This is a genomic window from Thiobacillus sp. (genome assembly GCF_024708915.1).
Map to the genome: position 1 here is coordinate 1 of NZ_JANJXQ010000233.1, position 23,635 is coordinate 23,635.

At 65.2% G+C, this 23,635-nt stretch carries 19 protein-coding genes and 1 pseudogene; 13 read left to right on the plus strand and 7 right to left on the minus strand.

The features are described 5' to 3' along the window. The 9 genes from narJ (Q0L94_RS15425) to Q0L94_RS15465 form a co-directional block, all read left to right on the plus strand. Nucleotides 1–650: nitrate reductase molybdenum cofactor assembly chaperone (gene narJ / locus Q0L94_RS15425; RefSeq protein ID WP_296754924.1), on the plus strand; the 650-nt coding region annotated here is incomplete at its 5' end. 25 nt (nucleotides 651–675) lie between these two features. Continuing rightward, nucleotides 676–1,374 carry a respiratory nitrate reductase subunit gamma gene (gene narI, locus Q0L94_RS15430; RefSeq protein WP_296754926.1) on the plus strand — a complete coding sequence of 233 codons (699 nt, stop codon included), beginning with the start codon at nucleotides 676–678 and terminating at the stop codon, nucleotides 1,372–1,374. A 423-nt stretch (nucleotides 1,375–1,797) separates the two neighbouring features. After that, entirely contained in the window at nucleotides 1,798–5,499 is a 3,702-nt protein-coding gene (locus tag Q0L94_RS15435) for a nitrate reductase subunit alpha (RefSeq protein ID WP_296754928.1), read from the plus strand. Nucleotides 5,500–5,615: 116 nt separating this feature from the next. Next, on the plus strand, nucleotides 5,616–7,163 hold the full coding sequence (gene narH / locus Q0L94_RS15440) for a nitrate reductase subunit beta (protein ID WP_296754931.1): 1,548 nt from the start codon (nucleotides 5,616–5,618) through the stop codon (nucleotides 7,161–7,163). An 11-nt stretch (nucleotides 7,164–7,174) separates the two neighbouring features. Then, nucleotides 7,175–7,840: a nitrate reductase molybdenum cofactor assembly chaperone gene (narJ, locus tag Q0L94_RS15445; protein WP_296754935.1), complete on the plus strand. Its 666-nt coding sequence runs from the start codon at nucleotides 7,175–7,177 to the stop codon at nucleotides 7,838–7,840. An 18-nt stretch (nucleotides 7,841–7,858) separates the two neighbouring features. After that, nucleotides 7,859–8,542 carry a respiratory nitrate reductase subunit gamma gene (gene narI / locus Q0L94_RS15450; RefSeq protein ID WP_296754937.1) on the plus strand — a complete coding sequence of 228 codons (684 nt, stop codon included), beginning with the start codon at nucleotides 7,859–7,861 and terminating at the stop codon, nucleotides 8,540–8,542. A 96-nt stretch (nucleotides 8,543–8,638) separates the two neighbouring features. Further along, nucleotides 8,639–10,183, plus strand: coding sequence for an FAD-dependent oxidoreductase (locus tag Q0L94_RS15455; protein WP_296754939.1), 1,545 nt, complete (start codon nucleotides 8,639–8,641; stop codon nucleotides 10,181–10,183). Between the two features lie 58 nt (nucleotides 10,184–10,241). After that, on the plus strand, nucleotides 10,242–10,562 hold the full coding sequence (locus Q0L94_RS15460) for a TusE/DsrC/DsvC family sulfur relay protein (RefSeq protein WP_296754941.1): 321 nt from the start codon (nucleotides 10,242–10,244) through the stop codon (nucleotides 10,560–10,562). Nucleotides 10,563–10,669: 107 nt separating this feature from the next. Then, entirely contained in the window at nucleotides 10,670–11,872 is a 1,203-nt protein-coding gene (locus Q0L94_RS15465) for an NnrS family protein (RefSeq protein ID WP_296754944.1), read from the plus strand. 6 nt (nucleotides 11,873–11,878) lie between these two features. Here Q0L94_RS15465 and Q0L94_RS15470 read toward each other — a convergent pair whose 3' ends face one another. Together Q0L94_RS15470 and Q0L94_RS15475 are read right to left on the minus strand one after the other, a co-directional pair. Next, complete coding sequence (locus Q0L94_RS15470) at nucleotides 11,879–14,614, minus strand: cation-transporting P-type ATPase (protein ID WP_296754945.1); 2,736 nt, start codon at nucleotides 14,612–14,614, stop codon at nucleotides 11,879–11,881. Between the two features lie 73 nt (nucleotides 14,615–14,687). Further along, nucleotides 14,688–14,957 (minus strand): hypothetical protein, encoded by a 270-nt coding sequence (locus Q0L94_RS15475; RefSeq protein WP_296754948.1) that lies wholly within the window; start codon nucleotides 14,955–14,957, stop codon nucleotides 14,688–14,690. Here Q0L94_RS15475 and Q0L94_RS15480 point away from each other — a divergent pair. Continuing rightward, nucleotides 14,932–17,283 carry an EAL domain-containing protein gene (locus Q0L94_RS15480; protein WP_296754950.1) on the plus strand — a complete coding sequence of 784 codons (2,352 nt, stop codon included), beginning with the start codon at nucleotides 14,932–14,934 and terminating at the stop codon, nucleotides 17,281–17,283. The two genes, Q0L94_RS15475 and Q0L94_RS15480, sit on opposite strands and share 26 nt — an antisense overlap. Nucleotides 17,284–17,394: 111 nt before the next feature. Further along, entirely contained in the window at nucleotides 17,395–18,270 is an 876-nt protein-coding gene (locus tag Q0L94_RS15485; RefSeq protein WP_296754953.1) for an SUMF1/EgtB/PvdO family nonheme iron enzyme, read from the plus strand. Nucleotides 18,271–18,542: 272 nt separating this feature from the next. Here the strand turns inward: Q0L94_RS15485 and Q0L94_RS15490 are convergent, their stop codons facing one another. Beyond that, nucleotides 18,543–18,926 carry a hypothetical protein gene (locus Q0L94_RS15490; RefSeq protein ID WP_296754968.1) on the minus strand — a complete coding sequence of 128 codons (384 nt, stop codon included), beginning with the start codon at nucleotides 18,924–18,926 and terminating at the stop codon, nucleotides 18,543–18,545. On the opposite strand from Q0L94_RS15490, the pseudogene Q0L94_RS15495 reads away from it, so the two are divergent. Both Q0L94_RS15495 and Q0L94_RS15500 read left to right on the plus strand, forming a co-directional pair. After that, nucleotides 18,918–19,004: pseudogene (locus tag Q0L94_RS15495) on the plus strand (hypothetical protein); the annotation flags it as partial. The gene Q0L94_RS15490 and the pseudogene Q0L94_RS15495 overlap by 9 nt on opposite strands. Nucleotides 19,005–19,089: 85 nt before the next feature. Continuing rightward, entirely contained in the window at nucleotides 19,090–19,416 is a 327-nt protein-coding gene (locus tag Q0L94_RS15500) for a diguanylate cyclase (RefSeq protein ID WP_296754955.1), read from the plus strand. Nucleotides 19,417–19,434: 18 nt separating this feature from the next. Here Q0L94_RS15500 and Q0L94_RS15505 read toward each other — a convergent pair whose 3' ends face one another. The 4 genes from Q0L94_RS15505 to Q0L94_RS15520 form a co-directional block, all read right to left on the minus strand. Beyond that, a complete protein-coding gene (locus tag Q0L94_RS15505; RefSeq protein ID WP_296754958.1) occupies nucleotides 19,435–20,400 on the minus strand; it encodes an NAD(P)-binding protein in 966 nt (321 codons plus the stop codon). A gap of 83 nt (nucleotides 20,401–20,483) precedes the next feature. Next, entirely contained in the window at nucleotides 20,484–20,924 is a 441-nt protein-coding gene (locus Q0L94_RS15510; protein ID WP_296754960.1) for a GNAT family N-acetyltransferase, read from the minus strand. 3 nt (nucleotides 20,925–20,927) lie between these two features. Then, the gene (locus Q0L94_RS15515; protein WP_296754963.1) at nucleotides 20,928–22,220 is read right to left on the minus strand and encodes an MFS transporter; all 1,293 of its coding nucleotides are present in this window, start codon (nucleotides 22,218–22,220) and stop codon (nucleotides 20,928–20,930) included. Next, nucleotides 22,220–23,635, minus strand: a 1,416-nt coding sequence (locus Q0L94_RS15520) for an ABC transporter ATP-binding protein/permease (RefSeq protein WP_296754965.1), incomplete at its 5' end; no start/stop codon positions are given. The genes Q0L94_RS15520 and Q0L94_RS15515, both read right to left, overlap by 1 nt.

Below are 23,635 nucleotides of genomic sequence, written 5' to 3' on the forward strand. Positions count from 1 at the left end.
TCATGTCAGACAACACCACGACGCTTTTCAAGCTGCTCTCCGCGCTGTTCGAGTACCCGGATCAGGCCATGCTGCAGGCCGTGCCCGAGCTCATGACGATCATCGGCGAGGATGCCGCCATCGCGCCGGATGAACGCCAGGCGATCGCCGCCTTTGCCGGCTGGCTGGCCGACGGCGACCTGACCGAGGCGCAGGCGAGTTACGTCAAGACCTTCGACATGACGCCGGAGCATGCGCTGCATCTCACCCACCACCTGTTCGGCGACGACAAGAACCGTGGCCCCGCGCTGATCGACCTTGGCGAGTATTACAAGAGCTACGGGCTGGAACTGGGTACCAACGAATTGCCCGACTACCTGCCGCTGGTGCTGGAGTTCGCCTCCATGCTGGAGCCGGTCGAGGCGAAGGTTTTTCTCGACCCGTTCGCCAAGGCCATTGCCCAGCTCGGCGCCAACCTCGATGCGGCGAAGAGCCCCTGGGCGCCGCTGGTGCGTCTGGTCGAGGCGCATGCGCGTCTGGTGCCCAGCACATTCGTTCCCGCAGCCCAGCCGATCACGGACACCGTGTGCAACGACGACGATTGCGAAACTCCGGTCACCTGGGGCGACGCGACGCCGCCTGCGGTGCAACCCGTTGCTGCCGCCCACTGAATACTGGAATTAGAAGGAGAAAATGATGGATCTCAATACCCTGATCTTCGGCGTCTACCCCTATGTCGCCATCGCTGTGTTCCTGCTCGGCAGCTGGATTCGCTTCGACCACGAGCAATACACCTGGAAAAGCGATTCTTCGCAGCTGCTGTCGAAGAAAGGCCTGCGGCTGGCGAGCAACCTCTTCCATATCGGCATCATCGGGCTGTTTTTTGGCCACGCGGTCGGCCTGCTCATCCCCCACAGCGTCTTCATCGCCCTGGGCGTGTCCGACATGACCCACCAGTGGATCGCCATCAGCGCCGGCACCGTCTTTGGCGGCATGTGCCTGCTGGGGGCAGCCCTGCTGTGGATGCGGCGCATGTTCACATCGCGCGTTCGCGCCGCCTCGCGCTGGATGGACATCAACATCCTCGGCTGGCTCGCGCTCACCGCATTCCTCGGCCTGTCGACCATCCCGGTATCCATCCAGCATGCGAATGCCGGCAACGCAGGCACCATGATCCTGCTCGCCGAGTGGGTGCAGAGCATCGCCTATCTCCGCCCCAATCCCGAGCTTCTTCGTAGCGTGGATCTGGTCTACAAGCTCCACCTGTTCGTGGGTATCTCGGTGTTCCTGTTCTTCCCGTTCACTCGCCTGGTCCACATCTGGAGCGCGCCCATCGGCTACCTCGGCCGCGCCTACCAGATCGTGCGCAGCAAGCGCGGCCTGGTCCGGAGCTGAGCGAGGCCAGGCAAGGCTGGAGTGGCAGAGGGCTGTATGCATTGAATCAGGGATGCATAGGTTTACCTCGCCATTCTCGCCATTGATGAGCGAAACGGTGTGGCGACCCTCGGGCAACAGGGCATACCACCTTTTCGCTGCTTACTGTCCTCCGTGCAATCGGCAGTCGAAAACGCAATAAGAAACAACGTGTTTTCAAATACCACCCCTACCACCAAAGTGGTAGGGGGCGGGTTTTCTCTGGATTGGCCACTGGCAACCGGCTTCTCCCCGGTGTAAAAAGATAGCGAAGTCTTCAAGTTCCGGGACTGCCTGCGCAACAACGCATAGACCGAAATTTCGCCGGCAGCCAGCCGCGAGCGGTCGGCGGAGAAAGCCGCAGCCGGCTCCACGATTACCGCTGGCAACTGCAAGGAGCAAGCAATGAGCCACTTCCTCGACCGCCTGACCTTCTTCAAAAAGACCGTCTCCGAGTTTTCCAACGGCCACGGCGCCGTCAGCAACGAGGACCGCAGCTGGGAGAACGCCTACCGCAGCCGCTGGCAGAGCGACAAGGTGGTGCGCTCCACCCATGGGGTGAACTGCACCGGCTCGTGCAGCTGGAAAATCTTCGTCAAGAACGGCCTGATCACCTGGGAAATCCAGCAGACCGACTATCCCCGCACCCGCCCCGACCTGCCCAATCACGAGCCGCGCGGCTGTCCGCGCGGCGCCAGCTACTCCTGGTATGTGTACTCGGCGCAGCGGGTGAAATACCCGCTGATCCGCGGCCGCCTGATGGAAATGTGGCGCGAGGCGCGCAAGACGCTGGAGCCGGTTGCGGCGTGGAAGTCGATCACCGAGGATCCGGAGAAGGCAAAACGCTACAAGTCGGTGCGTGGCCAGGGCGGCTTCGTGCGCGCCAACTGGGACGAGGCGACGGAAATGATCGCCGCCGCCAACGTCGTCACCATCAAGGACTACGGCCCCGACCGTATCTACGGCTTCTCGCCGATTCCCGCCATGTCGATGGTGAGCTACGCGGCAGGCAGCCGCTACATGTCGCTGATCGGCGGCGTCTGCGGCTCCTTCTACGACTGGTATTGCGACCTGCCGCCGTCTTCCCCGCAGGTGTGGGGCGAACAGACCGACGTGCCGGAATCGGCCGACTGGTACAACTCGACCTATCTGATGGTGTGGGGCTCCAACGTGCCGCAGACGCGCACGCCGGACGCCCACTTCTACACCGAGGTGCGCTACAAGGGCACCAAGACCGTGGCGGTATCGAGCGACTTCGGCGAGATGGTCAAATTCGGCGACATCTGGCTGGCGCCCCGCCAGGGCACCGACGCCGCGCTGGCGCTGGCGATGGGCCACGTCATCCTGTCCGAATTCCACGCCAGGAACCGCAGCGAATACTTCGACCAGTATTGCCGCCAGTACAACGACATGCCGATGCTGGTGATATTGAAGGAACACGAAGGCAAGCTCATCGCCGACCGTTACCTGCGCGCCTCCGACCTTTCCGGCAATCTCGGCCAGGACAACAACCCCGAGTGGAAGACCGTGCTGGTCGACGAGAACACCGGCTACCTGGTGGCGCCCAACGGCTCGATCGGCTTCCGCTGGGGGCAGTCCGGCGCGTGGAACCTGGAGATGCGCGACGGCTATTCGAACAAGGACGTGAAGCCGCAGCTGACGCTATTGGGCAGCCACGACGAAGTCGTCGAGGTGGCGCTGCCCTACTTCGGCGGCGACGACCACAACGAACTGCTGGTACGCAAGCTGCCGGTCAAGGTGATCAGCGTCGGCGGCCAGGACGTGCGCATTGCCACCGTCTACGACCTGACGCTCGCCAACTACGGCGTCGACCGCGGGCTGGGCGGGCCGAACATTCCCACCAGCTACAACGATGAAGTGCCCTACACCCCGGCCTGGGCGGAGAAGCATTGCGGCGTGCCGCGCGCCGACATCATCACGGTGGCGCGCGAATTCGCTGACAACGCCGACAAGACCCGCGGCAAGTCCATGGTCATCCTCGGCGCGGCGCTCAACCACTGGTACCACAACGACATGATCTACCGCGGCATCATGAACCTGCTGATGATGTGCGGCTGCATCGGCCAGTCGGGCGGCGGCTGGGCGCACTACGTCGGCCAGGAAAAGCTGCGCCCGCAGACCGGCTGGGCGCCGCTGGCCTTCGGCCTCGACTGGCACCGCCCGTCGCGGCAGATGAACTCCACCTCCTTCTTCTACGCCCACACCAGCCAGTGGCGCCACGAGAAGCTGGCGGCTGGGGAGATTCTCTCGCCGACGGCGGACAAGTCGAATGCCGACTACCGCCTGATCGATTTCAACGTGCGCGCCGAACGCATGGGCTGGCTGCCGTCCGCGCCGCAGCTGGAAACCAACCCGCTGGACGTCGCCAGGGCCGCCGACGCTGCCGGCATCGACCCGGTCAAGTATGCGGTCGAGCAGATCAAGAGCGGCGCGCTCAAGTTTGCCTGCGAGGACCCGGACAACCCGAAGAACTTCCCGCGCAATATGTTCGTCTGGCGCTCCAATCTGCTGGGTTCCTCGGGCAAGGGCCACGAGTATTTCCTCAAGTATCTGCTCGGTACGCAGAACGCGGTGATGGGGCCGGACCTCGGCGAACTCGGCGAAGCCAAACCGAAGGAGGTGGTGTGGCACGACAAGGGCGCCGAGGGCAAGCTCGACCTCTTGGTGACGCTCGACTTCCGCATGTCGACCACCTGCCTGTATTCCGACATCGTGCTGCCGTCGGCCACCTGGTACGAGAAGGACGACCTCAACACCTCGGACATGCACCCCTTCATCCACCCCTTGAGCGAGGCGGTGCAGCCGCTGTGGGAATCGAAGTCGGACTGGGAGATCTACAAGACCATCGCGAAGAAGTTCTCCGAACTCGCGGTGACCCATCTGGGTACCCAGAAAGACCTCGTGCTGACGCCATTGATGCACGACACGCCGTCCGAACTGGGCCAGAGCATGGCGGTACGCGACTGGAAGAAGGGCGAAATCGACCTCATTCCCGGCAAGACCATGCCGAGCATGACGGTGGTGACGCGCGACTACGGCGACACCTACCGTAAGTTCACCGCGCTCGGCCCGCTGCTGACCAGGATCGGCAATGGCGGCAAGGGCATTGCCTGGAATACCGAAGACGAAGTGCGGCAGCTGGCGGAACTGAATTACACCGTCACCGAAGAGGGCGTGGCCAAGGGGCTGCCCAGGATCGAATCGGCCATCGACGCCTGCGAAGTGGTGTTGATGCTGGCGCCGGAAACCAACGGCCAGGTGGCGGTGAAGGCCTGGGAAGCGCTGTCGAAGATTACCGGCCGCGACCACACGCATCTGGCAATCCCGCGCGAGGACGACAAGATCCGCTTCCGCGACATCCAGGTACAGCCGCGCAAGATCATCTCGTCGCCGACCTGGTCGGGGCTGGAGTCCGAGCACGTGTCGTACAACGCCGGCTACACCAACGTGCACGAGCTGATCCCCTGGCGCACCCTCACCGGCCGCCAGCAGTTCTATCAGGACCACCCGTGGATGCTGGATTTCGGCGAGGGCCTGTGCGTCTACAAGCCGCCGGTCGACACCAAGACGATCGCGCCGCTGCTGGGCAAGAAACCGAACGGCCACCACGAGCTGGTGCTCAACTGGATCACCCCGCACCAGAAATGGGGCATCCACAGCACCTACACCGACAACCTGCGCATGCTCACGCTTTCGCGCGGCGGCCCCCACGTCTGGGTGTCGGAGCCGGAGGCGAAAGAAGCCGGTCTCACCGACAACGACTGGGTCGAAGTGTTCAACGTCAACGGCACGCTCACCGCGCGCGTCGTGGTCAGCCAGCGCGTGCCGCGTGGCATGTGCCTGATGTATCACGCGCAGGAAAAGATCGTCAACGTGCCGGGGGCCGAGACCAGCGGTTTTCGCGGCGGCATCCACAACTCGGTGACGCGCACCATCACCAAGCCGACGCACATGATCGGCGGCTACGCCCAGTTGGCCTACGGCTTCAACTACTACGGCACGGTGGGCTCCAACCGCGACGAATACGTGATCGTGCGCAAGATGAAGAAGGTCGACTGGATGGAAGGTCCGCTGGTCGAGCGCTAGGCGAAAAAGCTTCGAGGGCGGCGTCTCCCGCTGCCCTCCCCCGCGCCGCCTCTCTCCGACGCGGGTTTTTTGTACAACGACCAGGGGCAAGCCCCGGCCAGGCAAGGAGTTACAACATGAAAGTGCGTGCCCAAATCGCCATGGTGTTGAACCTCGACAAGTGCATCGGCTGTCATACCTGCTCGATCACCTGCAAGAACGTGTGGACCGCGCGCGAAGGCATGGAGTACGTGTGGTTCAACAACGTCGAGTCGAAGCCCGGCATCGGCTATCCCAAGCAGTGGGAAAATCAGGACGTATGGAACGGCGGCTGGAAGCTGAAGGGTGACGGCAAGATCGAGCCGCGCCAGGGCAGCCGGCTGAAAATCCTCGCCAACATCTTCGGCAACCCCAACCTGCCGGAGATCGACGACTACTACGAGCCTTTCACCTACGATTACCAGCATCTGCAGAAGGCGCCGCTGTCGCAGACGCCGCCGACCGCGCGCCCCATCTCCGCCATCACCGGCAAGAAGATGGACAAGATCCACTGGGGCCCCAACTGGGAAGACGACCTCGGCGGCGAGTTCTCCTCGCGCGGCCGCGACAAGAATTTCGACAACGTGCAGAAGGAAATGCACGCCACCTTCGAAAACACCTTCCTGATGTACCTGCCGCGGCTGTGCGAGCACTGCCTCAATCCGACCTGCGTCGCCTCCTGCCCGTCCGGTTCGATCTACAAGCGCGAGGAGGACGGCATCGTGCTGGTCGACCAGGACAAGTGCCGCGGCTGGCGCATGTGCATCTCCGGCTGCCCCTACAAGAAGATCTACTACAACTGGAAGAGCGGCAAGGCGGAGAAATGCATCTTCTGCTACCCGCGCATCGAGGCCGGCCAGCCCACCGTGTGCTCGGAATCCTGTGTCGGCCGTATCCGCTATCTCGGCGTCATCCTGTACGACGCCGACCGCATCGAGGAGGCCGCCAGCGTCGCCGACGAGAAGGAACTGTACGAGGCGCAACTGAAGATCTTCCTTGACCCCTCCGACCCTGCGGTGATCGCCGCCGCGCGCGCCGAGGGCATCCCGGAAGCCTGGCTCGACGCCGCGGTGAACTCTCCCGTCTACAAGATGGCGATCGACTGGAAGATCGCCTTTCCGCTGCACCCGGAATATCGCACCCTGCCGATGGTGTGGTACGTGCCGCCGCTGTCGCCGATCCAGGCCGCTGCCGAATCCGGCAGGATGGGGATGAACGGCATCATTCCCGACACCCAGTCGCTGCGCATTCCGATCGCCTACCTCGCCAACCTGCTCACCGGCGGCAAGGAGAAACCAGTGATCGGCGCGCTCGACCGCCTGCTGGCGATGCGCGCCTACATGCGCGGCAAGTCGGTGGACGGCACCCCCAACACCGCCGCGCTCGACCAGGTGGGACTGACTTCCGCGCAGGCCGATGAGATGTACCGTTATCTGGCGATCGCCAACTACGAGGACCGTTTCGTCATCCCCACCACGCACCGCGAAGAATCGATCAACACCTTCGAGGAAAAATCGAGTTGCGGTTTCACCTTCGGCAACGGCTGCTCGGATGGCGTAACGCCCAAGACCAGCCTGTTCGGCAACCGGAAGAATTCGGTGCCGGTCGACCTGTCGCAGCTGCACGCGCGCAAGAAAACAGGTTGAGGAAAAGCGAAATGAAAACCTTCAAAGTACTCTCGCTGCTGCTGTGCTACCCGGAGCCGGACTGGCTGGCGGCCCTGCCGGAGATGCATGCCACGCTGACCGGCGAAGCCGGCGTCAACGGCAATGCTGCCACCCGTCTGGTGCCGCTGTTCGACCTGCTGCACGAATCGCCGCTGATCGCGCTGCAGGAAAACTACGTCGCCACCTTCGACCGCAACCCTTCGCATTCGCTGCACCTGTTCGAGCACATCCACGGCGAATCGCGCGACCGCGGCTCGGCGATGATCGACCTGCTGGAGGAATACTGGAAACACGACTTCGACGCCAGCGCCTCCGAGCTGCCGGACTACGTGCCGCTGTTCCTTGAATTCCTCTCGCTGCTGCCGGCCGACGAAGCGCTCGAACTGCTCGGCGACGCCGTGCACGTGCTCGCCGCCATCGGCCGCAAGCTCGCCGCCAACGGCAGCCCCTACGCCGCCGCGTTCCAGGTGCTGGAGGCGCTGTCGCCGGTGGCGGCGCAGGCGCTGGCCGAGCCGCCGGTGCGCGACATGGACGAGGCGATGGAGAGGTTCGGTCCCTCGATCGATGGCGTCGAGCCCCTGATGAATCCCGGCCCGCAGGTGTCGGTGGTGCAGATGCCGGCGCCGCGCCGGCGGGCTCCCGCCGCCACGAATTGATCAAAGGAGGATAAGAAAATGTCCTACTCGCAAACCTTCCTGTTCGGGATCTATCCCTACATCGCGCTCACGGTGTTCCTGCTCGGCAGCCTGATCCGCTTCGACCGCGAGCAGTACACCTGGAAGAGCGATTCGTCGCAGTTGTTGCGGAGCGGCCAGTTGCGGCTCGGCAGCAACCTGTTCCACATCGGCGTGCTGTTCCTGTTCTTCGGCCACTTTGTCGGCATGCTGACGCCGCACTTCGTCTACGAGCCCTTCATGAGTTCCGGCGCCAAGCAGATCCTGGCGATGGTATCGGGCGGCATCGCCGGGGTGCTGGCCCTCGTCGGGCTGTCCCTGCTGCTGCACCGCCGCCTGACCGAACCGCGCATCCGCGCCACCTCCAAGCCCAGCGACATCCTGATCCTGCTGCTGCTGTGGCTGCAGCTTGCGCTCGGCCTCGCCACCATCCCGCTGTCGGCGCAGCATCTGGACGGCAGCATGATGATCCGGCTGGCCGAATGGGCCCAGCACATCGTCACCTTCCGCAGCGGTGCGGTCGAGATGCTGGCCGGCGCAGGCTGGATATTCAAGATGCACCTGTTCCTCGGCATGACGATTTTCCTCGTCTTTCCGTTCACGCGCCTGGTGCACGTCTGGAGCGGCTTTGCCGCAACGACCTACGCGGCCCGTGCCTGGCAGCTTGTACGCCCGCGCGGATAAACGGATGCTGCAACGCTTTCCCCCACCCCAACCCACCCTCCCCCGCCCGCGGGAGAGGGGGCGAAGGCTGGGCCAAAACCGATTAAGGAGATTGAAATGACGCATGTTGTCGTCCTGGGTGCCGGCATCGCAGGCGTGTCTGCGGCCTACGCATTGAAAGCGCAACTGGGCCCTCACGACGAGGTGACCGTGGTATCCGACAAACCCTACTTCCATTTCGTGCCGTCCAATCCCTGGATCGCCATGGGCTGGCGCGAGCGCTCCGACATCGCCTTCCCCATCGCGCCCTGTTTCGAGGCGCGCGGCATCAAGTTCGTCCACAGCGGGGTCAAGCGCATCCAGCCCGACATCATCCAGGTCGACCTGGAAAACGGCGACGTGCTGTTCTACGATTATCTGCTGATCGCCACCGGCGTGACCGGCATGTCCGACGACATCCCCGGCCTCGCCGAGCACACCCAGTCGGTGCTTCACGTCGACCAGGCCGAGCGTGCCCTGGCGGCCTACCGCGAGTTCGTCCGCCGCCCCGGCCCCATCGTGGTGGGGGCGGCGGAGGGAGCGAGCGTGCTGGGGCCGATCTATGAATACGCCTTCCTGGTCGACGCCGACCTCAAGCGCCGCAATATCCGCGATCGGGTGTCGATCACCCTGGTGACCCCCGAACCCTGGCCCGGCCATCTCGGCGTGGGCGGCGAAGGGGCCAGCCGCGGCGCAGTGACCGCGGCGCTGGTCGATACCCGCATCAGCGCGATCTGCAACGCGCGTACCGTGCGGGTCGACAAGGATGCGATACATGTGGTGGAGCTCGACGCCGCCGGCAACGAAAAACAGACGCATATCTTGCCCTACGCCTATTCGGTGTACTGGCCCGCCTTCGGCGGCGTGCCGGGGGTGCGCAATGCGCGTGGGCTGGTAAACGAACGCGGGCTGGTGGTGGTGGACGAATACCTGCGCAACCCGGACTATCCCAACGTATTCGCCATCGGCGCCTGCGTGGCGCAGCCGCCGGTGGAGAAAACGCCCGTCGCGGTCGGCGCGCCGGACTCGGTGTATTCGATCCAGAAGGCCAGCGAGATCGTGGTGCAGAACATCCTTGCGCTCGTCCGCGACGAAGCGCTGACGAGCCATGTGCCGCAACGCGCCAAGTGGCTGACCGACATGGGCAGCACCGGCGCGACGTACCTGTCGGAGCCGCAGGTGCCCTTGCGCGACATCAACTGGATGCGCCAGGGGCGCTGGGTGCACCAGGCCAAGGTCGATTTTGAAAAGTATTTCGTCAACAAGATCCGGCTCAGGCCGACCGCACCGGCGTCTTCGGTCGCGTCGCGGATTGCCGAGGTGATGGGCCGGCTGCAGTCCGGACAAGGCGGCGAGCCGATGCCTTCGCCGCAGAGCGGCGGCAAGCCGCTGGAAATCCGCATGCCGCAGGATCCCAGCTTCGAACTGCGGGCGCTGGCCAAATCCGTGGGGCACGACCCCGGCGCACTGGCGGCCGAATTGCTGGCGGCAGCAGTCGCCGATGCCAAGTCGTATCTGAACGAGGCCGGCGTCGACGCGCTGGCGCACAGCCGGCGCGAGCTGCTGGTGGAGGGATTGCCGGAACGCCAGCCCGGGGTCGAATTCCACGGCGGCGGAACTTGATGCGATAAAGATGTATCATGGATGCTTATTTAATTGAATCAGGAAGGAGAACCGGAAGATGACTATCGATATGCTCGAACGCGATGCGGAGGGATATTTGATTGAACCCGGCGACTGGAACGAGGATGTGGCGCGGGCGCTGGCGGAAGAAGAAAACATCCAGCTCAACGACGACCACTGGGATGCCATCCGCTTCATGCGCGAGTATTACGACGAACACCAGGTTGCGGCGGACGCCCGTTTCGTCATCAAGCATCTGGCCGAGCGCATGGGAAGGGATGCCCAGAAAAAACTGTTCGAACTGTTCCCGTACGGCTACGTGAAACAGGCCTGCAAAATTGCCGGCATGCGGCGCCCGCGTGCCTGGAGCACGGGCTGACCGCAGCCCGCCCCACGCTTGCCCATGCCGCTTCGACATGGGCCTGATCGGCCTATACTTTCCGGGCCGGGCATGCCCGGCCCTTTTCTATTTTCCAGTCGAGCGCAATGAGCCCTTCCCCGCACAGTATTGAAAGCACGCGCAAGCCTTCGCCTCCCGCCGGCTATGCGCCGTTTGCCCTTGGCTTCCGGCCGTTTTTCCTGGCGGCAGGCATCTATGCCGTGCTGCTGATGGGACTGTGGCTGGCCGTGCTTCAGGGCGGCCTCGACCTCGGCGCATGGCGCCCTTCCGTCTGGCACGGCCATGAAATGCTGTTCGGTTTCGCCGTGGCGGTGATCGCCGGGTTTCTACTCACGGCGGCGCAGAACTGGACCGGCCTCCCCATGCCGTCGGGCCGGCCGCTGGCCGCGCTGTTCCTGCTATGGCTGGCGGGACGCGCGGGATTCCTGGTTCCCGGCCTGCCGCCGGGGCTGGTCGCGGCCATCGACCTGTCGTTCCTGCCGCTGCTGGCGCTTGCGCTCGCACTGCCCATCCATAAGGCGAAGCAGCTGCACAACTATCCTTTCCCGATTTTGCTGCTGGCGCTGACGGCGGCCAACGCGCTGGTTCATCTGGAAGCGCTCGGCTGGACCCGCGCCAGTGCCAGCCTCGGCCTGCATCTGGGAACCTATGCGGTAGTGATGATCATGATTGTGATGGGGGGGCGGGTGATTCCCAGCTTCACCGACAACAAGCTGGGTACCCGTGCCCGCCGCTGGAACCTCATCGAGCGGCTGTTGCCGGCTGCCAGCCTCGGCGTGCTGCTGGCCGCGCTGCTCGCCCCCGTTTCGCTGGTCACCGCGCTGCTCGCCGCCGTCGTGGCGGCGGCCCATGCCGTCCGGCTGGCAGGCTGGTATACGCGCAAGTTCTGGGCGGTGCCGCTGCTGTGGATCCTGCATCTGGGGTATGCCTGGATCACGCTCGGCTTCGCGCTGCTTGCGCTGTCGGCGGCGGGAATGGGCGCGGCGGCGGTCAGCGCGCTGCACGCATTCACCGCCGGCGGCATCGGCGTGCTGACCCTGGGCATGATGGCGCGGGTGTCGCTTGGCCACACCGGCCGCCTGCTGGAGCCTGCCCCGGTGATGACGCTGGCTTTCGTGGCGGTCAATCTCGCGGCGCTGATCCGTGTGCTGCTGCCGCTGCTGTTTCCGGCGGCCTATGCGCACGGAATGGCCGCTGCCGGGCTGGCGTGGGTGGCGGCATTCGGCGTGTTCGTGGCGGTGTACGCTCCCATGCTGCTGCGCCCGCGGGTCGACGGCAAGCGGGGCTGACCGGTCTTAAGTGTGGGCCAGGCGTGCCTCGAATCCCATGCGCCTGATGACCCATTTTTCCAGTTCCGCCACGCCGAATACCAGCAGTCCGGCTCCAACCACCTTGAGCCATTCGAGTGCCGACAGGCCGGCCGAGCCGAACACCGTCTGCATCGCTGGCAGATAGGTGAATGCCAGCTGCAGGGGAATGCAGGCGGCGATGGCCAGCAGGACATAGCGGTTTCCGGTCAGCCCGTTCCAGTTGAGGACCGAGGCGAAGATGAAGCGGCTATTGATCAGGTAGAACATCTCGGCGACCACGACGGCATTGACCGCCATCGTGCGCGCGGTTTCGATGCTGCTGCCGATCTGCAGCTCCCATAGAAAAAGGCCGAGCGCGCCGGTCATCATCAGGGTGGAAACCATCAGCACCCGCCAGATGAAGAAGCCCGACAACAGGGGCTCGCCCGGCGGCCGGGGGCGGCGCGTCATGATGTTGGGTTCGGCGCGCTCGAAGGCGAGCGCCAGCCCGAGCGTGCTCGACGTGACCATGTTGATCCATAAAACCTGGGCGGGCGTAAGCGGCAGCGTGAGCTCGAACAGGATTGCGGCAATCACCACCATGGCCTCGCCGCCATTGGTCGGCAACATGAAGAGGATGAATTTCTTCAGGTTGTCGTAGACCGCCCGCCCCTCTCGCACGGCGGTGGCGATGGTGGCGAAGTTGTCGTCGGCGAGCACCATGTCGGCGGCTTCCTTGGCCGCTTCGGTGCCTTTCATTCCCATCGCCACGCCGACGTCGGCACGCTTGAGCGCAGGCGCGTCGTTTACGCCGTCCCCGGTCATCGCCACCACCTGGCCGTCGTCCTGCAGGGCCTGGACCAGGCGCAGTTTGTGCTCCGGGCTGGCGCGGGCGAAGATGTCCGCCTCCATCGCCACGCGGCGCAGCACGGCATCGTCCATCGTCGCGACCTCGGCGCCGGTGACGGCCGGCTTGCCGATGCCGATGGCAAGCTGCGCGCCGATGGCGCGCGCCGTTTCGACGTGATCGCCGGTGATCATCTTGATGCGGATGCCGGCGCGGTGGCATTCACCCACGGCGCGGATCGCCTCCTCGCGCGGCGGGTCGACGATGCCGACGAAGGCGAGCAAGGTATAGCCCGCCTCGACGTCCCCGAACCGCAGGCGCCCGCCCGCAGGGGCGGCACGCTTGCAGGCGAGCGCGAGCAGGCGCAGGCCCTGGGCGGCCGTGTCGGTGGCCATGCGGCGCCAGTAATCGGCATCGAGCGGGCGTTCGCCGTCGTGGTTCAATTGCCGATCGCAGATGTCGAGGATGCGCTCGGGCGCGCCCTTGACGAAAATCCATGGCTCGTCGTCGGCGTCGCGGTGGTAAGTGGCCATGAAACGGTGTTCGGATTCGAACGGGATGGAGTCGATGCGGGGCCAGGCCGCGTCGCCGGCAGTCTGGGTGAAACCGGCCTTGTCGCCGAGAACGAGCAAGGCGCCCTCGGTGGGATCGCCTTCTATCCGCCACAATCCTTCTTCCTGGCGCAGGCGGGCATCGTTGCATAGCACGCCGGCGCGCACCGCCAGGGCCAGGGCAGGATAATATTCGGTGTCGATGGGGCGCCCGTCGATGCTGAAATCGCCGACCGGCGCATAGCCGATGCCGCCAACGTCGAACACGTGGCCGGCGCAGACCACGCGCTGAACGGTCATTTCGTTGCGCGTCAGGGTGCCGGTCTTGTCGGAACAGATCACCGTGACCGAACCCAGCGTCTCGACGGCAGGCAGGCGCCGGATGATTGCATTGCGCCGTGCCATGCGCTGGACTCCGAGGGCGAGCGTGACCGTCATGATCGCCGGCAGCCCCTCCGGAATGGCCGACGCTGCCAGCGCCACGACCATCATGAACATTTCTTCGGCGGCATGACCGCGCAACAGCGTGCCGAGCAGGAAGGTCACGGCGGCCATGGCGAGAATCGCCATCGCCAGGACGCGGCCGAAACGGTCGATCTGGCGCAGCAGCGGCGTGGTCAGACTCTGGATGCTGGCGAGCATCCGGTTGATCTTGCCCAGTTCGGTGGCGCTGCCGGTGGCGACGACAATGCCGCTGGCCTGGCCATGGACGACGAGCGTGCCCGAATAGGCCATGCCGCAGCGGTCGCCCAGCGGCGCGTCGACCGCGACTGCCGCGTCCGTTTTTTCGGATGGCAGCGATTCCCCGGTCAGGGCGGCTTCCTCGACGCGCAGCTCCTTTACCGAGATCAGGCGCAAATCCGCCGGAACGCGATCACCGGAGGCGAGCAGGACCAGATCGCCCGGCACCAAGCCGGCGGCATCGATCTCGCGCCGGCTGCCGTCGCGGATCACGGTGGCATGCGGCGAAAGCATGGCGCGAATGGCGTCCAGCGCGGCTTCGGCCTTGCCTTCCTGGAGAAAGCCGATGATCGCGTTGATCACCACCGCGGCGAGCAGCACGCCGGTATCGATCCAGTGGCCGAGAAAGGCCGTGATCACCGCGGCGCCCATCATCACGTAGAGCAGGATGTTGTGGAACTGCATCAGCAGGCGCATCAGCGCGCCGCGGCGCTTCGGCGGCGCCAGCCGGTTCGCTCCGTACTGGCCAAGACGACGCTGGACCTCGGCTTCATCGAGGCCGTCCGGCCCCGTCTGCCAGCGCCGCTGCACGGCCTCTCCGGAGAGCGTGTGCCAGTGTTCCGTCGGCGCGGGAGATTGGGCGGCGGTCGAGCGGGCGGTCATATGGATGGATCCTGTGGGTGCATGGAAATGCCGGCCTCTCTGTTTTCAATGGGAACGGGCGTGTTGGTGAATTTTATCGGAACTGCCGGCGCGGCATCGGCAACCCGGCCGCCGCCCACGGTTCGCGGCGGCGGCGCTCAGGCGCTTGAACGGGCAAAGGACTCGGGAACGCGCCGAAAAAATTGCCTAAAGTATATTTCCTTGGCTCCGATCTTTTTTTTCGGTGCGGCAGGCCGTTAGTAATATCGATGAAACAGATTTGGGGAACCGGCAGGGTGCGATCGACAAGAAATTTGAGCATTTCCGGTTTCGCTTTGATGCTGGGTCTGATGGTGGCGCTCATGGCGGCGGGCTTGAGCCGCATGAGCGTCATGAACGAAAACCTGGAAGCGATCGTCGGGACGCACAACGCCAAGATGGCGCTGGTCTGGGAAATGCGCCATGCCGCGCGCGAGCGGGCCATGCTCCTGTCCCACATGGTGCATGCCGCCGATCCCTTCGACCGGGACGAACTCCGGCAGCGTTTCAGCGGGCACGCGGGCCTGTTCATCCAGGCCCGGACCGGCCTCGTGGCGAGCGGATTGAGCAGCCAGGAGCGGGTTTATCTGGACGACTCCATGCTGTTGGCAAGGCAGGGAGAAAGCGCGCAGAACGCCGTTCTGCTCCTGCTGGACGAAGGCAAGCTGGACGCGGCGCAGCACCTGCTCTATCGCCAGGTCGTGCCGGTGCAGAACCAGGTCATGGCGCAGCTGACCCTGATGCTCGAATTCCAGCAAGAGGCTACCCGGATCGCCCAAGACAAGGCCAAGCGCGCTTTCCAGGACGCGCTCCGCCTGATGCTCGTGTTCGGGCTGCTCACCCTGCTGGTGGGCAGCCTGGTCGCTTCCTACGTGATTCGCCGGGCCTCCGCGATCGAAACCGAACTTCACCAGGAGAAGGAACACGCTCAGATCACCCTCCGCTCCATCGGCGATGCGGTGATCAGCACCGACGAGCACGGCGCGGTGACTTTCCTCAATCCGGTCGCCGAACGCATGACAGACTGGACGGATGGCGATGCGCGGGGCAAGGCTTTGACGGATGTTCTGCACCTCACCGCCGAGGGTAGCGAGGACCCCGTGGAAACCGCCCTGGACCCCCTGCAGATCGGGGCCTGGGTCGAATCGTGCGGCGACTCCAGCCAGCTCACGGCAAGGAACGGACGACGCTATGCCGTAGAGCTGACGGCCAGCCCGATTCACGCACCCGATGGCCGGATCATGGGCGCGACCCTGGTGCTGCGCGACGTCACCAGTTCCCGCGAGCTTTCACGCCAGCTGAGCTGGGCAGCCAGCCACGATGCCCTGACCCGGCTCATCAACCGGACCGAGTTCGAGCGCAGGCTGGAATGGTTGCTGCAGGATGCGCGCACGCTGCGGCGCGAACACGCGCTGCTGTACCTGGACCTGGATCAGTTCAAGATCGTGAACGACACCTGCGGACACGTCGCAGGAGACGAATTGCTGCGCCAGCTGACGGCCCGGCTCGCCGAAAAAATGCGCAGCAGCGACAGCCTGGGCCGGCTGGGCGGCGACGAATTCGGCCTGCTGCTGGAAAACTGCCCGCTGGACAAGGCGGCCGACATGGCGGAAATGCTCAGAAGCACCGTCGCCCAATTCCGCTTCATGTGGGAAAACAAGCCCTTCGATGTCGGCGTCAGCATCGGCATGGCGCCCATTACCGCCGATTCCGGCACTGCCGCGCAATTGTTGAGCACGGTGGACGCCGCCTGTTATGTGGCCAAGGACAAAGGGCGCAACCAGGTGCACATTTTCGAGCCGGACGACCAGGAGACCACGCAGCGCACCGGTGAAATGAGCTGGTCCCAGCAGCTCTCGCAAGCCATCCAGGAAGACCGCCTGCTGCTGTATGCGCAAAAGGTCATGCCCCTCGCCGCGCACTGCGGGCAAAAGCCGCATCTGGAAATACTGGTGCGCATGGTGGGCGAGGCGGGCCAACTGGTGCCGCCGATGTCCTTCATTCCCGCCGCCGAGCGTTACGGCATGATGCCCGCCCTGGATCGCTGGGTCATCCGCAACGTATTGGCGAGGCTGTCCCGGCGCCCGGCGGTTTCCGTGGATTCCAGCTGCGCCATCAATCTGTCCGGCCAATCGCTGGGCGACAAGGCCATGCTGCCGTACATTCTGGCGCAGTTCGAGCAGACCGGGGTGCCGCCGCAGCATGTCTGCTTCGAGATCACCGAGACCGCCGCCGTGGCCAATCTGCGCGCAGCCGCCGAGTTCATACAGACCCTGCGCGATCCGGGCTGCCATTTCTCGCTGGACGATTTCGGCAGCGGCATGTCCTCGTTCGGCTACCTGCGGCAGTTGAACGTGGACTACCTCAAGATCGACGGCGCGTTCGTACGCAACATGCGCGAGGATGCCACCGACCGCGCCATGGTGGAGGCAATCAACAATATCGGCCACGTCATGGGCCTGCGCACCATCGCCGAATATGTGGAGGACGCCGCCACCGCTGAATTGCTGCTCGGCATGGGCGTCGATTATGCCCAGGGCTACGCAATCCACCGCCCCGAGCCGCTGACCGACGACTTCATCCTTCTGCTGGATGGCCGCCCGAGCGGAGCGGCCAGGCCGCCGCCCGCACCTGTTTGCGGTAACGGTTGAACGCGCGCAGGGATATGTCGATGGCCGGCAATGCCGCGCGATGGCCAGCGCATGCTCGCCGGTGAGCGGCGTCGCAATGGCATAATCAAACCCTGCACGCACCCCGTCCTCATGATCCCCGACTTCCCCACCGCCGCCCTGCCCGACACCTTCGCCATGCACGAGGGTGAACTGATCGCCTTGCAAATGCGCGCCGCACGCGCGTTGGGACTGCCCGATCCGCATTTCCGGGACAGCCTGCCCGACGGAACGCCCGCGCCCGCGCTGATCGTCGTTCCCGCGGGCACATTCGAATACGGCGCCGCCGCCGAGGAAAATGCGCCGGCCCAGGAACGCCCGCGCCGCACCGCCCTGATCGAACGCAGTTTCGCCATCGGCGTTTATCCGGTCACCACCGAAGAATTCGAAGCCTATGCCCGCGCCACCGGCTGGCAGCGGCGCACGGAGCTGTTGTGGTTGTCCGGCCGCAAGCCGGTCGTCAACGTGCGGCAGAGCGATGCGCGCGATTATTGCGCCTGGCTCTCCCGGCAGACCGGGCAGCGCTACCGTCTGCCTACCGAGCAGGAATGGGAATACGCCTACCGCGCCGGGGCCGCAAGCGCCTACCCGCAGGGCGACCGCATCACCCCGGCAGAGGCGCGCTACAACACCCGCCAGGATTTCGACGCCGTGCGCGCCCGGCGTCCGCGCCTGCTGTCGCGCTGTTTCGTCCGCTGCGGCGCCATGGAGGTCGGCAAATTGCGCCCCAACCGCTGGGGCCTGCACGATATGCCGGGCAATGTGTGGGAATACACGGCCAGCCCCTGGACGCGCGACCATGCCAGCCTGCCGGAGCGCCCCCTGCCCGGCAAACCGCAAGCCGTCGTCGCCAAGGGCGGGTCGTGGTTCGACGGCCCCGAAGACTGCCGTGGCGCCGCACGGCGGCGGCGCCTGGAAAACGAGCTGGACATCAATCTTGGATTTCGCGTGGCGCGCGATGTTTATTGATTCGGCCAGATGAAGTTTGAAGTGGGATCAAGGTTCGGCCTGCCCGGGCTGTGTGTGTCAGCACTGGAGGCCGAATCAATAAGCATTGAAAACAGCGTTCTATTGAGACGGGCCAACGAACCGGTCAAAGCATGATGCCGTGAAAAATACAATGCGGGTTCAAACATCATCGGGCCGTCTCAATAGCCTTGCCATGTGGACCGCGGCAGGCCGGGATTGCCGGACGATCATCCAGTCACGACACTAGCAACGCACCCATGCCAGCCCTTCCCTCAGAAACCGATATTTTTATCGCCGAACTCGATGCCGCGGTCGAGGCGCATATGGAATGGAGCCGCCGGATCCTGCGCTGCGCCGTGCTGCGCACGACCCCGGGCGAAGACGTGATCGACCCACTGGCGCACACCCTTTGCCGTTTCGGGGACTGGCTCATGGCGAACCGGGCCGAATTCGAGGCGCTTGACGCGCCATCCTCGCGCTGCGTGGACGCGGTTCACAAAACCATGCATGACGCGATTCGTTCCATCTGCACCCGAGTGCTGGCCGGCCAGCCAGGCAAGCATGCCGACCTGGAGACATTCGAGCAGTCGCAATCCGAACTGCTCGTCCTGCTGGCCCGCTTCAAGACACTGATTCTTACCCAGGCCGTGCGGCACGATCCGCTGACCGGACTACCCCTGCGCTACAGCATCGAAAACGATTTCGCCCTGTACCGCAAGGAAGCCCGGCGCAACCGCACCCTGCTGTATGTCGCGATGATCGATGTGGACCATTTCAAGCCGGTCAACGACACCCATCCATGGCCATCAGGTGGGCGACATGGTTTTACGCCAGCTGGCCGGCATCCTGAAAGGCACTCTGCGAAGCAACGAACCCTTGTATCGTTTCGGCGGGGAAGAATTTCTCTGGCTGTTGCAATGCAAGTCGGCCGCAGAGGCCGAGCAGTCCGCGCAACGCCTTCTGAGTGCGGTCCGCGGCGCCGCCGTGCCGATTCCCGATGGCGCCCTGCTGGCGCTGACCGTCACCCTCGGCCTGGCCCGGGTGCGCGAGCAGGATGACCTCTCCAGTGCCATCATGCGTGCCGATCTGGCGCTTTACGATGGAAAGAAAAGCGGGCGCGACCGTTACGTCATCGCCGATCCCTGATCGTGCCGCCGCAGCGGCTCAGATCGCCAGTTCTTCCTCGGCCTGGAGCAGCGTCTGGGCCAGCCGCTGGCCGCTTTCCCAGGCGCGTTCGATTCCCGCGCCGGCGATGCTGTCGCCAATCAGGGCGACCCGGTTCTCGCGGTCGCCCAGCCAGTAGCCGCCGACCGAAGTTTGCGGCAAGGCGTGGCGCCACAGGTGGGAGGCTTCGACGTCAACCGGGCATGGCAGGCCGAGCAATCCCATCAAGGCCGAAGCAGCACGGTTGCTGGCCTCCTCGATCGAGGCTTCGAAGTAGGTTTCGGCGAATTCGTGGCTGCTGTACACCGCCCACAGGCCGGGGCCGTTGAATGCCTGGCGCACCGCCAGATTCAGCAAATGGTCGTCGAACTTGACGACGTCCGCCGCCGGGCCGCCTTCCCAGCGCATCAGGAACGACCAGATCGGACGATAGCGCACTTCGCCCAGGCGCTCGCGCAGCAGCGGCAGCGCATCGAGCATGGGGATGGCCTGCGGGGCGGGGACGCTGCTAATGATGCAATCGTAATCGCCAAGAGCCTGGCCGTTTTCCAGGACAATCGTGCGCGGCTGCAACGCCGCAACCGGGCTCAGGGTATGCAGGCGCGCATCGCCCAGCAGATGGTGCACCAGTTGCGAAGGCTCGATGGTGGGCCGGTAATGGTTTTGCAGCTGCGCCTGCGCCCACGACACGGCGGCACGCCCCTGCCAGATGTTGCCGCGCACCGGCGCAACCCAGCCCTGGCGTACCCAGTCGCGCAGCTGGCTGCGGAAAGGATCGCGCCGTGCCGAAAGAAACGGGCTCGCCAGCGACGCCCAGCCCTGTTCCATGCGCCGGGTCGACAAACGCCCGCCGGCGCCGCGCGCCTTGTCGTAGACGTCGACATCCCAACCCGCCGCGGCGAGCTTTCCTGCGCAGCTGGCGCCGGCGACGCCGGCGCCGACTATGCCTGCTCTAAGTCTTGTCATGCTTTTTTCCCTTGTTGCGGCCGCATGGCGGCCGGTTTGTTGCTTGCCTTGCGGCTTTCAAATCCAATGATCGCGGCCACGGGCTACCGGTTCCGGTCGGCGCATGTCTTCTGCATGGATACATGCGGTATGCCTGCTTCTTCGTATTCCTCGCCCACAACGACGAAACCGGCTCGCGCGTAGAACCCGGCCGCATGGGTTTGCGCACTGAGCCTGACGGTGCGGTGTCCGCGCGCCTGCGCCGCCTGCAAGGCTGCGGCCAGCAAGGCCTGGCCGACGCCGCGCCCGCGCCAGGCCGGCAGCACCGCCATGCGTCCGACATGGCCGTCGGGCAGCAGACGGGCGCAGCCGATCGGCAGCGCTTCCCCGGCGATGGCCAGCAGGTGCAGCGAACGCGCGTCGTGCGCGTCCCATTCCAGCGCCTCGGGCACGCCCTGCTCGTCGATGAAGACCGCGCGGCGTATCGCGCTCAAGCGTCGCGCATCGCGCGCCCAATCGGTTTCGAGCAGCGTGAAGGCGGCCATGATTCAGGCGCCGCCGCGAGCAAACCGCCGCGCCGCGCGATGGCCGCGCGCGGCCTGCACGCCGCGCAAGGCCCACAGCCCGGCAACGAAATAACTGCCGGTGATCAGCAGGGACTGGCGATGGTCGCCTTGGGTAATCCAGCTGGCTGCGCCGTAGGTCAGCGGCCCGAGGATGGACGCGAGCTTCACCGCCAGCCCCCACAGCCCGAAGAATTCGGCCTGCTGCGCGGGCGGCGCCAGCAGCCCGACCATCGCGCGCCCCGCCGACTGCGACGCCCCCATGCACAGCCCGGCCAGATTGGCCGCCACCCAGAACATGCGTTCGTCGGGCGCGCTCCAGGCCAGCAGCACCATCGCGATCCAGCCGGCCAGCGTGAGCGCAATCGCCCGCACATGCCCGATGCGGTCCTGCACATGGCCGAACGCGAAGGCGCCGAGCGCGGCGGTGACGTTGACGACCAGCACCAGCTGGATCGTCTGCCGGGTGTCGAAATGGAACACCTGGCTGGCGTAGATCGCCGCCAGCACGATCACCGCCTGGATGCCGGCCTGGTACAGCACAGTGCAGACCAGAAAACGCTTCAGATCGGGCAGACGTTCCAGGTGGCCCAGGGTATGGCGTACCTGCGCCCACGCACTCTTCGCCGTGCGGCCGGGCTGCGGCACGGCGCGTTCGCGCAGCAACAGCAGCGTTGGCAGGCTGGCGAGCAGGAACAGCGCCGCGGTGATCAGCATGGTCACCGGCACGAATTCGGCCGCGCCCTGCCCTTGCCCTTGTGCGTGGCCGATATACGCGAGGCTCGCGCCGAGCGACACCAGCCCGCCGACATAGCCGAGCGCCCAGCCCCAGCCCGACACGCGGCCGAGCGCGCGCGGCCGCGCCAGTTCCGGCAGGAAGGCGGCGATCAGATTTTCACCGGTGCCGAAGAAATAATTGGACAGCACCAGCGCCGCAATCGCCAGCACCAGCGCGCCCGGCGAAGCGAAGTACAAGGCCGCGGTAAAGCCGACGCAGCCCAGCGTGGTCAGCCACAGCAGCTTTTTCTTGCGGGCGTGCGCGTCGGCCCAGGCGCCGATCAGGGGCGCGGTCAGCATCACCAGCGCGTAGGACACCGAGAGCGCCAGCGTCCACACGAAAGTCGCCCACGGCGCATCGCCAGCGACGACCGCGACGAAATACGCACTGAACACTGCGGTGATGACGACGGTCGTGTAGCCGGAATTGGCGAAGTCGTACATCGCCCACGCCCACACCTCGCGCCGGGACACGCCCGGCCGCAGCAGCAGCCCCGCCATCAGACAGCGTGCTCCTCGGCCTCGGCCTGCTGCTGCAGCGCCCACATATGCGCGTAGACGCCGTTCTTTGCCAGCAGTTCGGGATGCCGGCCGCGCTCGACGATGCGCCCGCCTTCCATCACCAGGATCTCGTCGGCCTCGACCACGGTGGACAGGCGGTGCGCGATGATGAGGCTGGTGCGGCTCCTGGCGATTTCCAGCAGTTCGCCCTGGATGGCTTTTTCGGTACGGGTGTCGAGCGCCGAGGTCGCCTCGTCGAGAATCAGGATCGTGGGGTTTTTCAACAGGGTGCGGGCGATCGCCACGCGCTGCTTTTCGCCGCCCGAGAGTTTCAGCCCGCGCTCGCCCACCACCGTATCCCAGCCCTGCGGCAGGCTTTCGATGAACTGCAGGATGTGCGCGGCGCGCGCGGCCTCGACCACTTCCTCGCGGCTGGCATCGGGGCGGCCGTAGGCGATGTTGTAATAGATGCTGTCGTTGAACAGCACGGTGTCCTGCGGCACCACGCCGATGGCGGCGCGCAGCGAATCCTGCGTCACGTGGCGGATGTCCTGGCCGTCGATGCTGATGCTGCCGGCGCCGACGTCGTAGAAGCGGAACAGCAGGCGCGCCAGCGTCGACTTGCCGGCGCCGCTGGAGCCCACTGCCGCCACCGTCTGGCCGGCGGGAATGGTGAAGCTGACGTCGTGCAGAATCGGCCGGTCGGGGTTGTAGGCGAAGCTGACGTGCTCGAACTTCACTTCGCCGGTCGCCACATCGAGATCGCGCGCATCGGGCTTGTCCTCGACCTCGCGCGGCCGCTGCATCAGCGCGAACATGCGCTCGACGTCGGTGATCGATTCCTTGATCTGGCGGTACATCACGCCGAGAAAGCTGAGCGGCTGGAACATCTGCAGCAGGAAGGCGTTGACCATCACCAGATCGCCCAGCGTCAGCGTGCCCTCGACCACCCCGGCGGCGGCGCGCAGCACCATCAGCGTCACGCCGATGGCGATCACCCCGGCCTGCGCGGTGTTGAGCAGGCCCAGCGAGCGCTGCGACTTCAGCGCCATGTCCTCCCACTCGATCAGGCTGCTGTCGTAACGGCGGGCCTCGTATTTCTCGTTGCCGAAATACTTGACCGTCTCGTAGTTCAGGAGGCTGTCGATGGCGCGGCCGTAGGCTTCGGAATCGAGCGTGTTGGCGCGGCGCACGAACTGGGTGCGCCATTCGGTGATGGTGACGGTGAAGCCGATATAGGCCGCCAGCGTGACCAGCGTCAGCACGCCGAACACCCAGTCGAGCTTGACGAACAGGATGCCCGCGACCATCAGGATTTCCAGCACCGTCGGGGTGATGCGGAACAGCAGGTAGCCGACCAGGCTCGACAGCGCGCGGGCGCCGCGCTCGATGTCGCGGGTGATGCCGCCGGTCTG

Bases quoted from the DNA above. Each gene is read 5' to 3' on its own strand.
- Q0L94_RS15475 (WP_296754948.1), bottom strand. From the start codon at position 14,957: ATGAGCGCCACCATCAGACCCAGCATCAAAGCGAAACCGGAAATGCTC.
- Q0L94_RS15470 (WP_296754945.1), bottom strand. From the start codon at position 14,614: ATGACCGCCCGCTCGACCGCCGCCCAATCTCCCGCGCCGACGGAACAC.
- narJ (WP_296754935.1), top strand. From the start codon at position 7,175: ATGAAAACCTTCAAAGTACTCTCGCTGCTGCTGTGCTACCCGGAGCCG.
- Q0L94_RS15505 (WP_296754958.1), bottom strand. From the start codon at position 20,400: ATGACAAGACTTAGAGCAGGCATAGTCGGCGCCGGCGTCGCCGGCGCC.
- Q0L94_RS15480 (WP_296754950.1), top strand. From the start codon at position 14,932: ATGCTGGGTCTGATGGTGGCGCTCATGGCGGCGGGCTTGAGCCGCATG.
- Q0L94_RS15465 (WP_296754944.1), top strand. From the start codon at position 10,670: ATGAGCCCTTCCCCGCACAGTATTGAAAGCACGCGCAAGCCTTCGCCT.
- Q0L94_RS15455 (WP_296754939.1), top strand. From the start codon at position 8,639: ATGACGCATGTTGTCGTCCTGGGTGCCGGCATCGCAGGCGTGTCTGCG.
- Q0L94_RS15485 (WP_296754953.1), top strand. From the start codon at position 17,395: ATGATCCCCGACTTCCCCACCGCCGCCCTGCCCGACACCTTCGCCATG.
- Q0L94_RS15435 (WP_296754928.1), top strand. From the start codon at position 1,798: ATGAGCCACTTCCTCGACCGCCTGACCTTCTTCAAAAAGACCGTCTCC.
- Q0L94_RS15500 (WP_296754955.1), top strand. From the start codon at position 19,090: ATGGTTTTACGCCAGCTGGCCGGCATCCTGAAAGGCACTCTGCGAAGC.
- Q0L94_RS15510 (WP_296754960.1), bottom strand. From the start codon at position 20,924: ATGGCCGCCTTCACGCTGCTCGAAACCGATTGGGCGCGCGATGCGCGA.
- narI (WP_296754937.1), top strand. From the start codon at position 7,859: ATGTCCTACTCGCAAACCTTCCTGTTCGGGATCTATCCCTACATCGCG.
- narI (WP_296754926.1), top strand. From the start codon at position 676: ATGGATCTCAATACCCTGATCTTCGGCGTCTACCCCTATGTCGCCATC.
- Q0L94_RS15515 (WP_296754963.1), bottom strand. From the start codon at position 22,220: ATGGCGGGGCTGCTGCTGCGGCCGGGCGTGTCCCGGCGCGAGGTGTGG.
- narH (WP_296754931.1), top strand. From the start codon at position 5,616: ATGAAAGTGCGTGCCCAAATCGCCATGGTGTTGAACCTCGACAAGTGC.
- Q0L94_RS15460 (WP_296754941.1), top strand. From the start codon at position 10,242: ATGACTATCGATATGCTCGAACGCGATGCGGAGGGATATTTGATTGAA.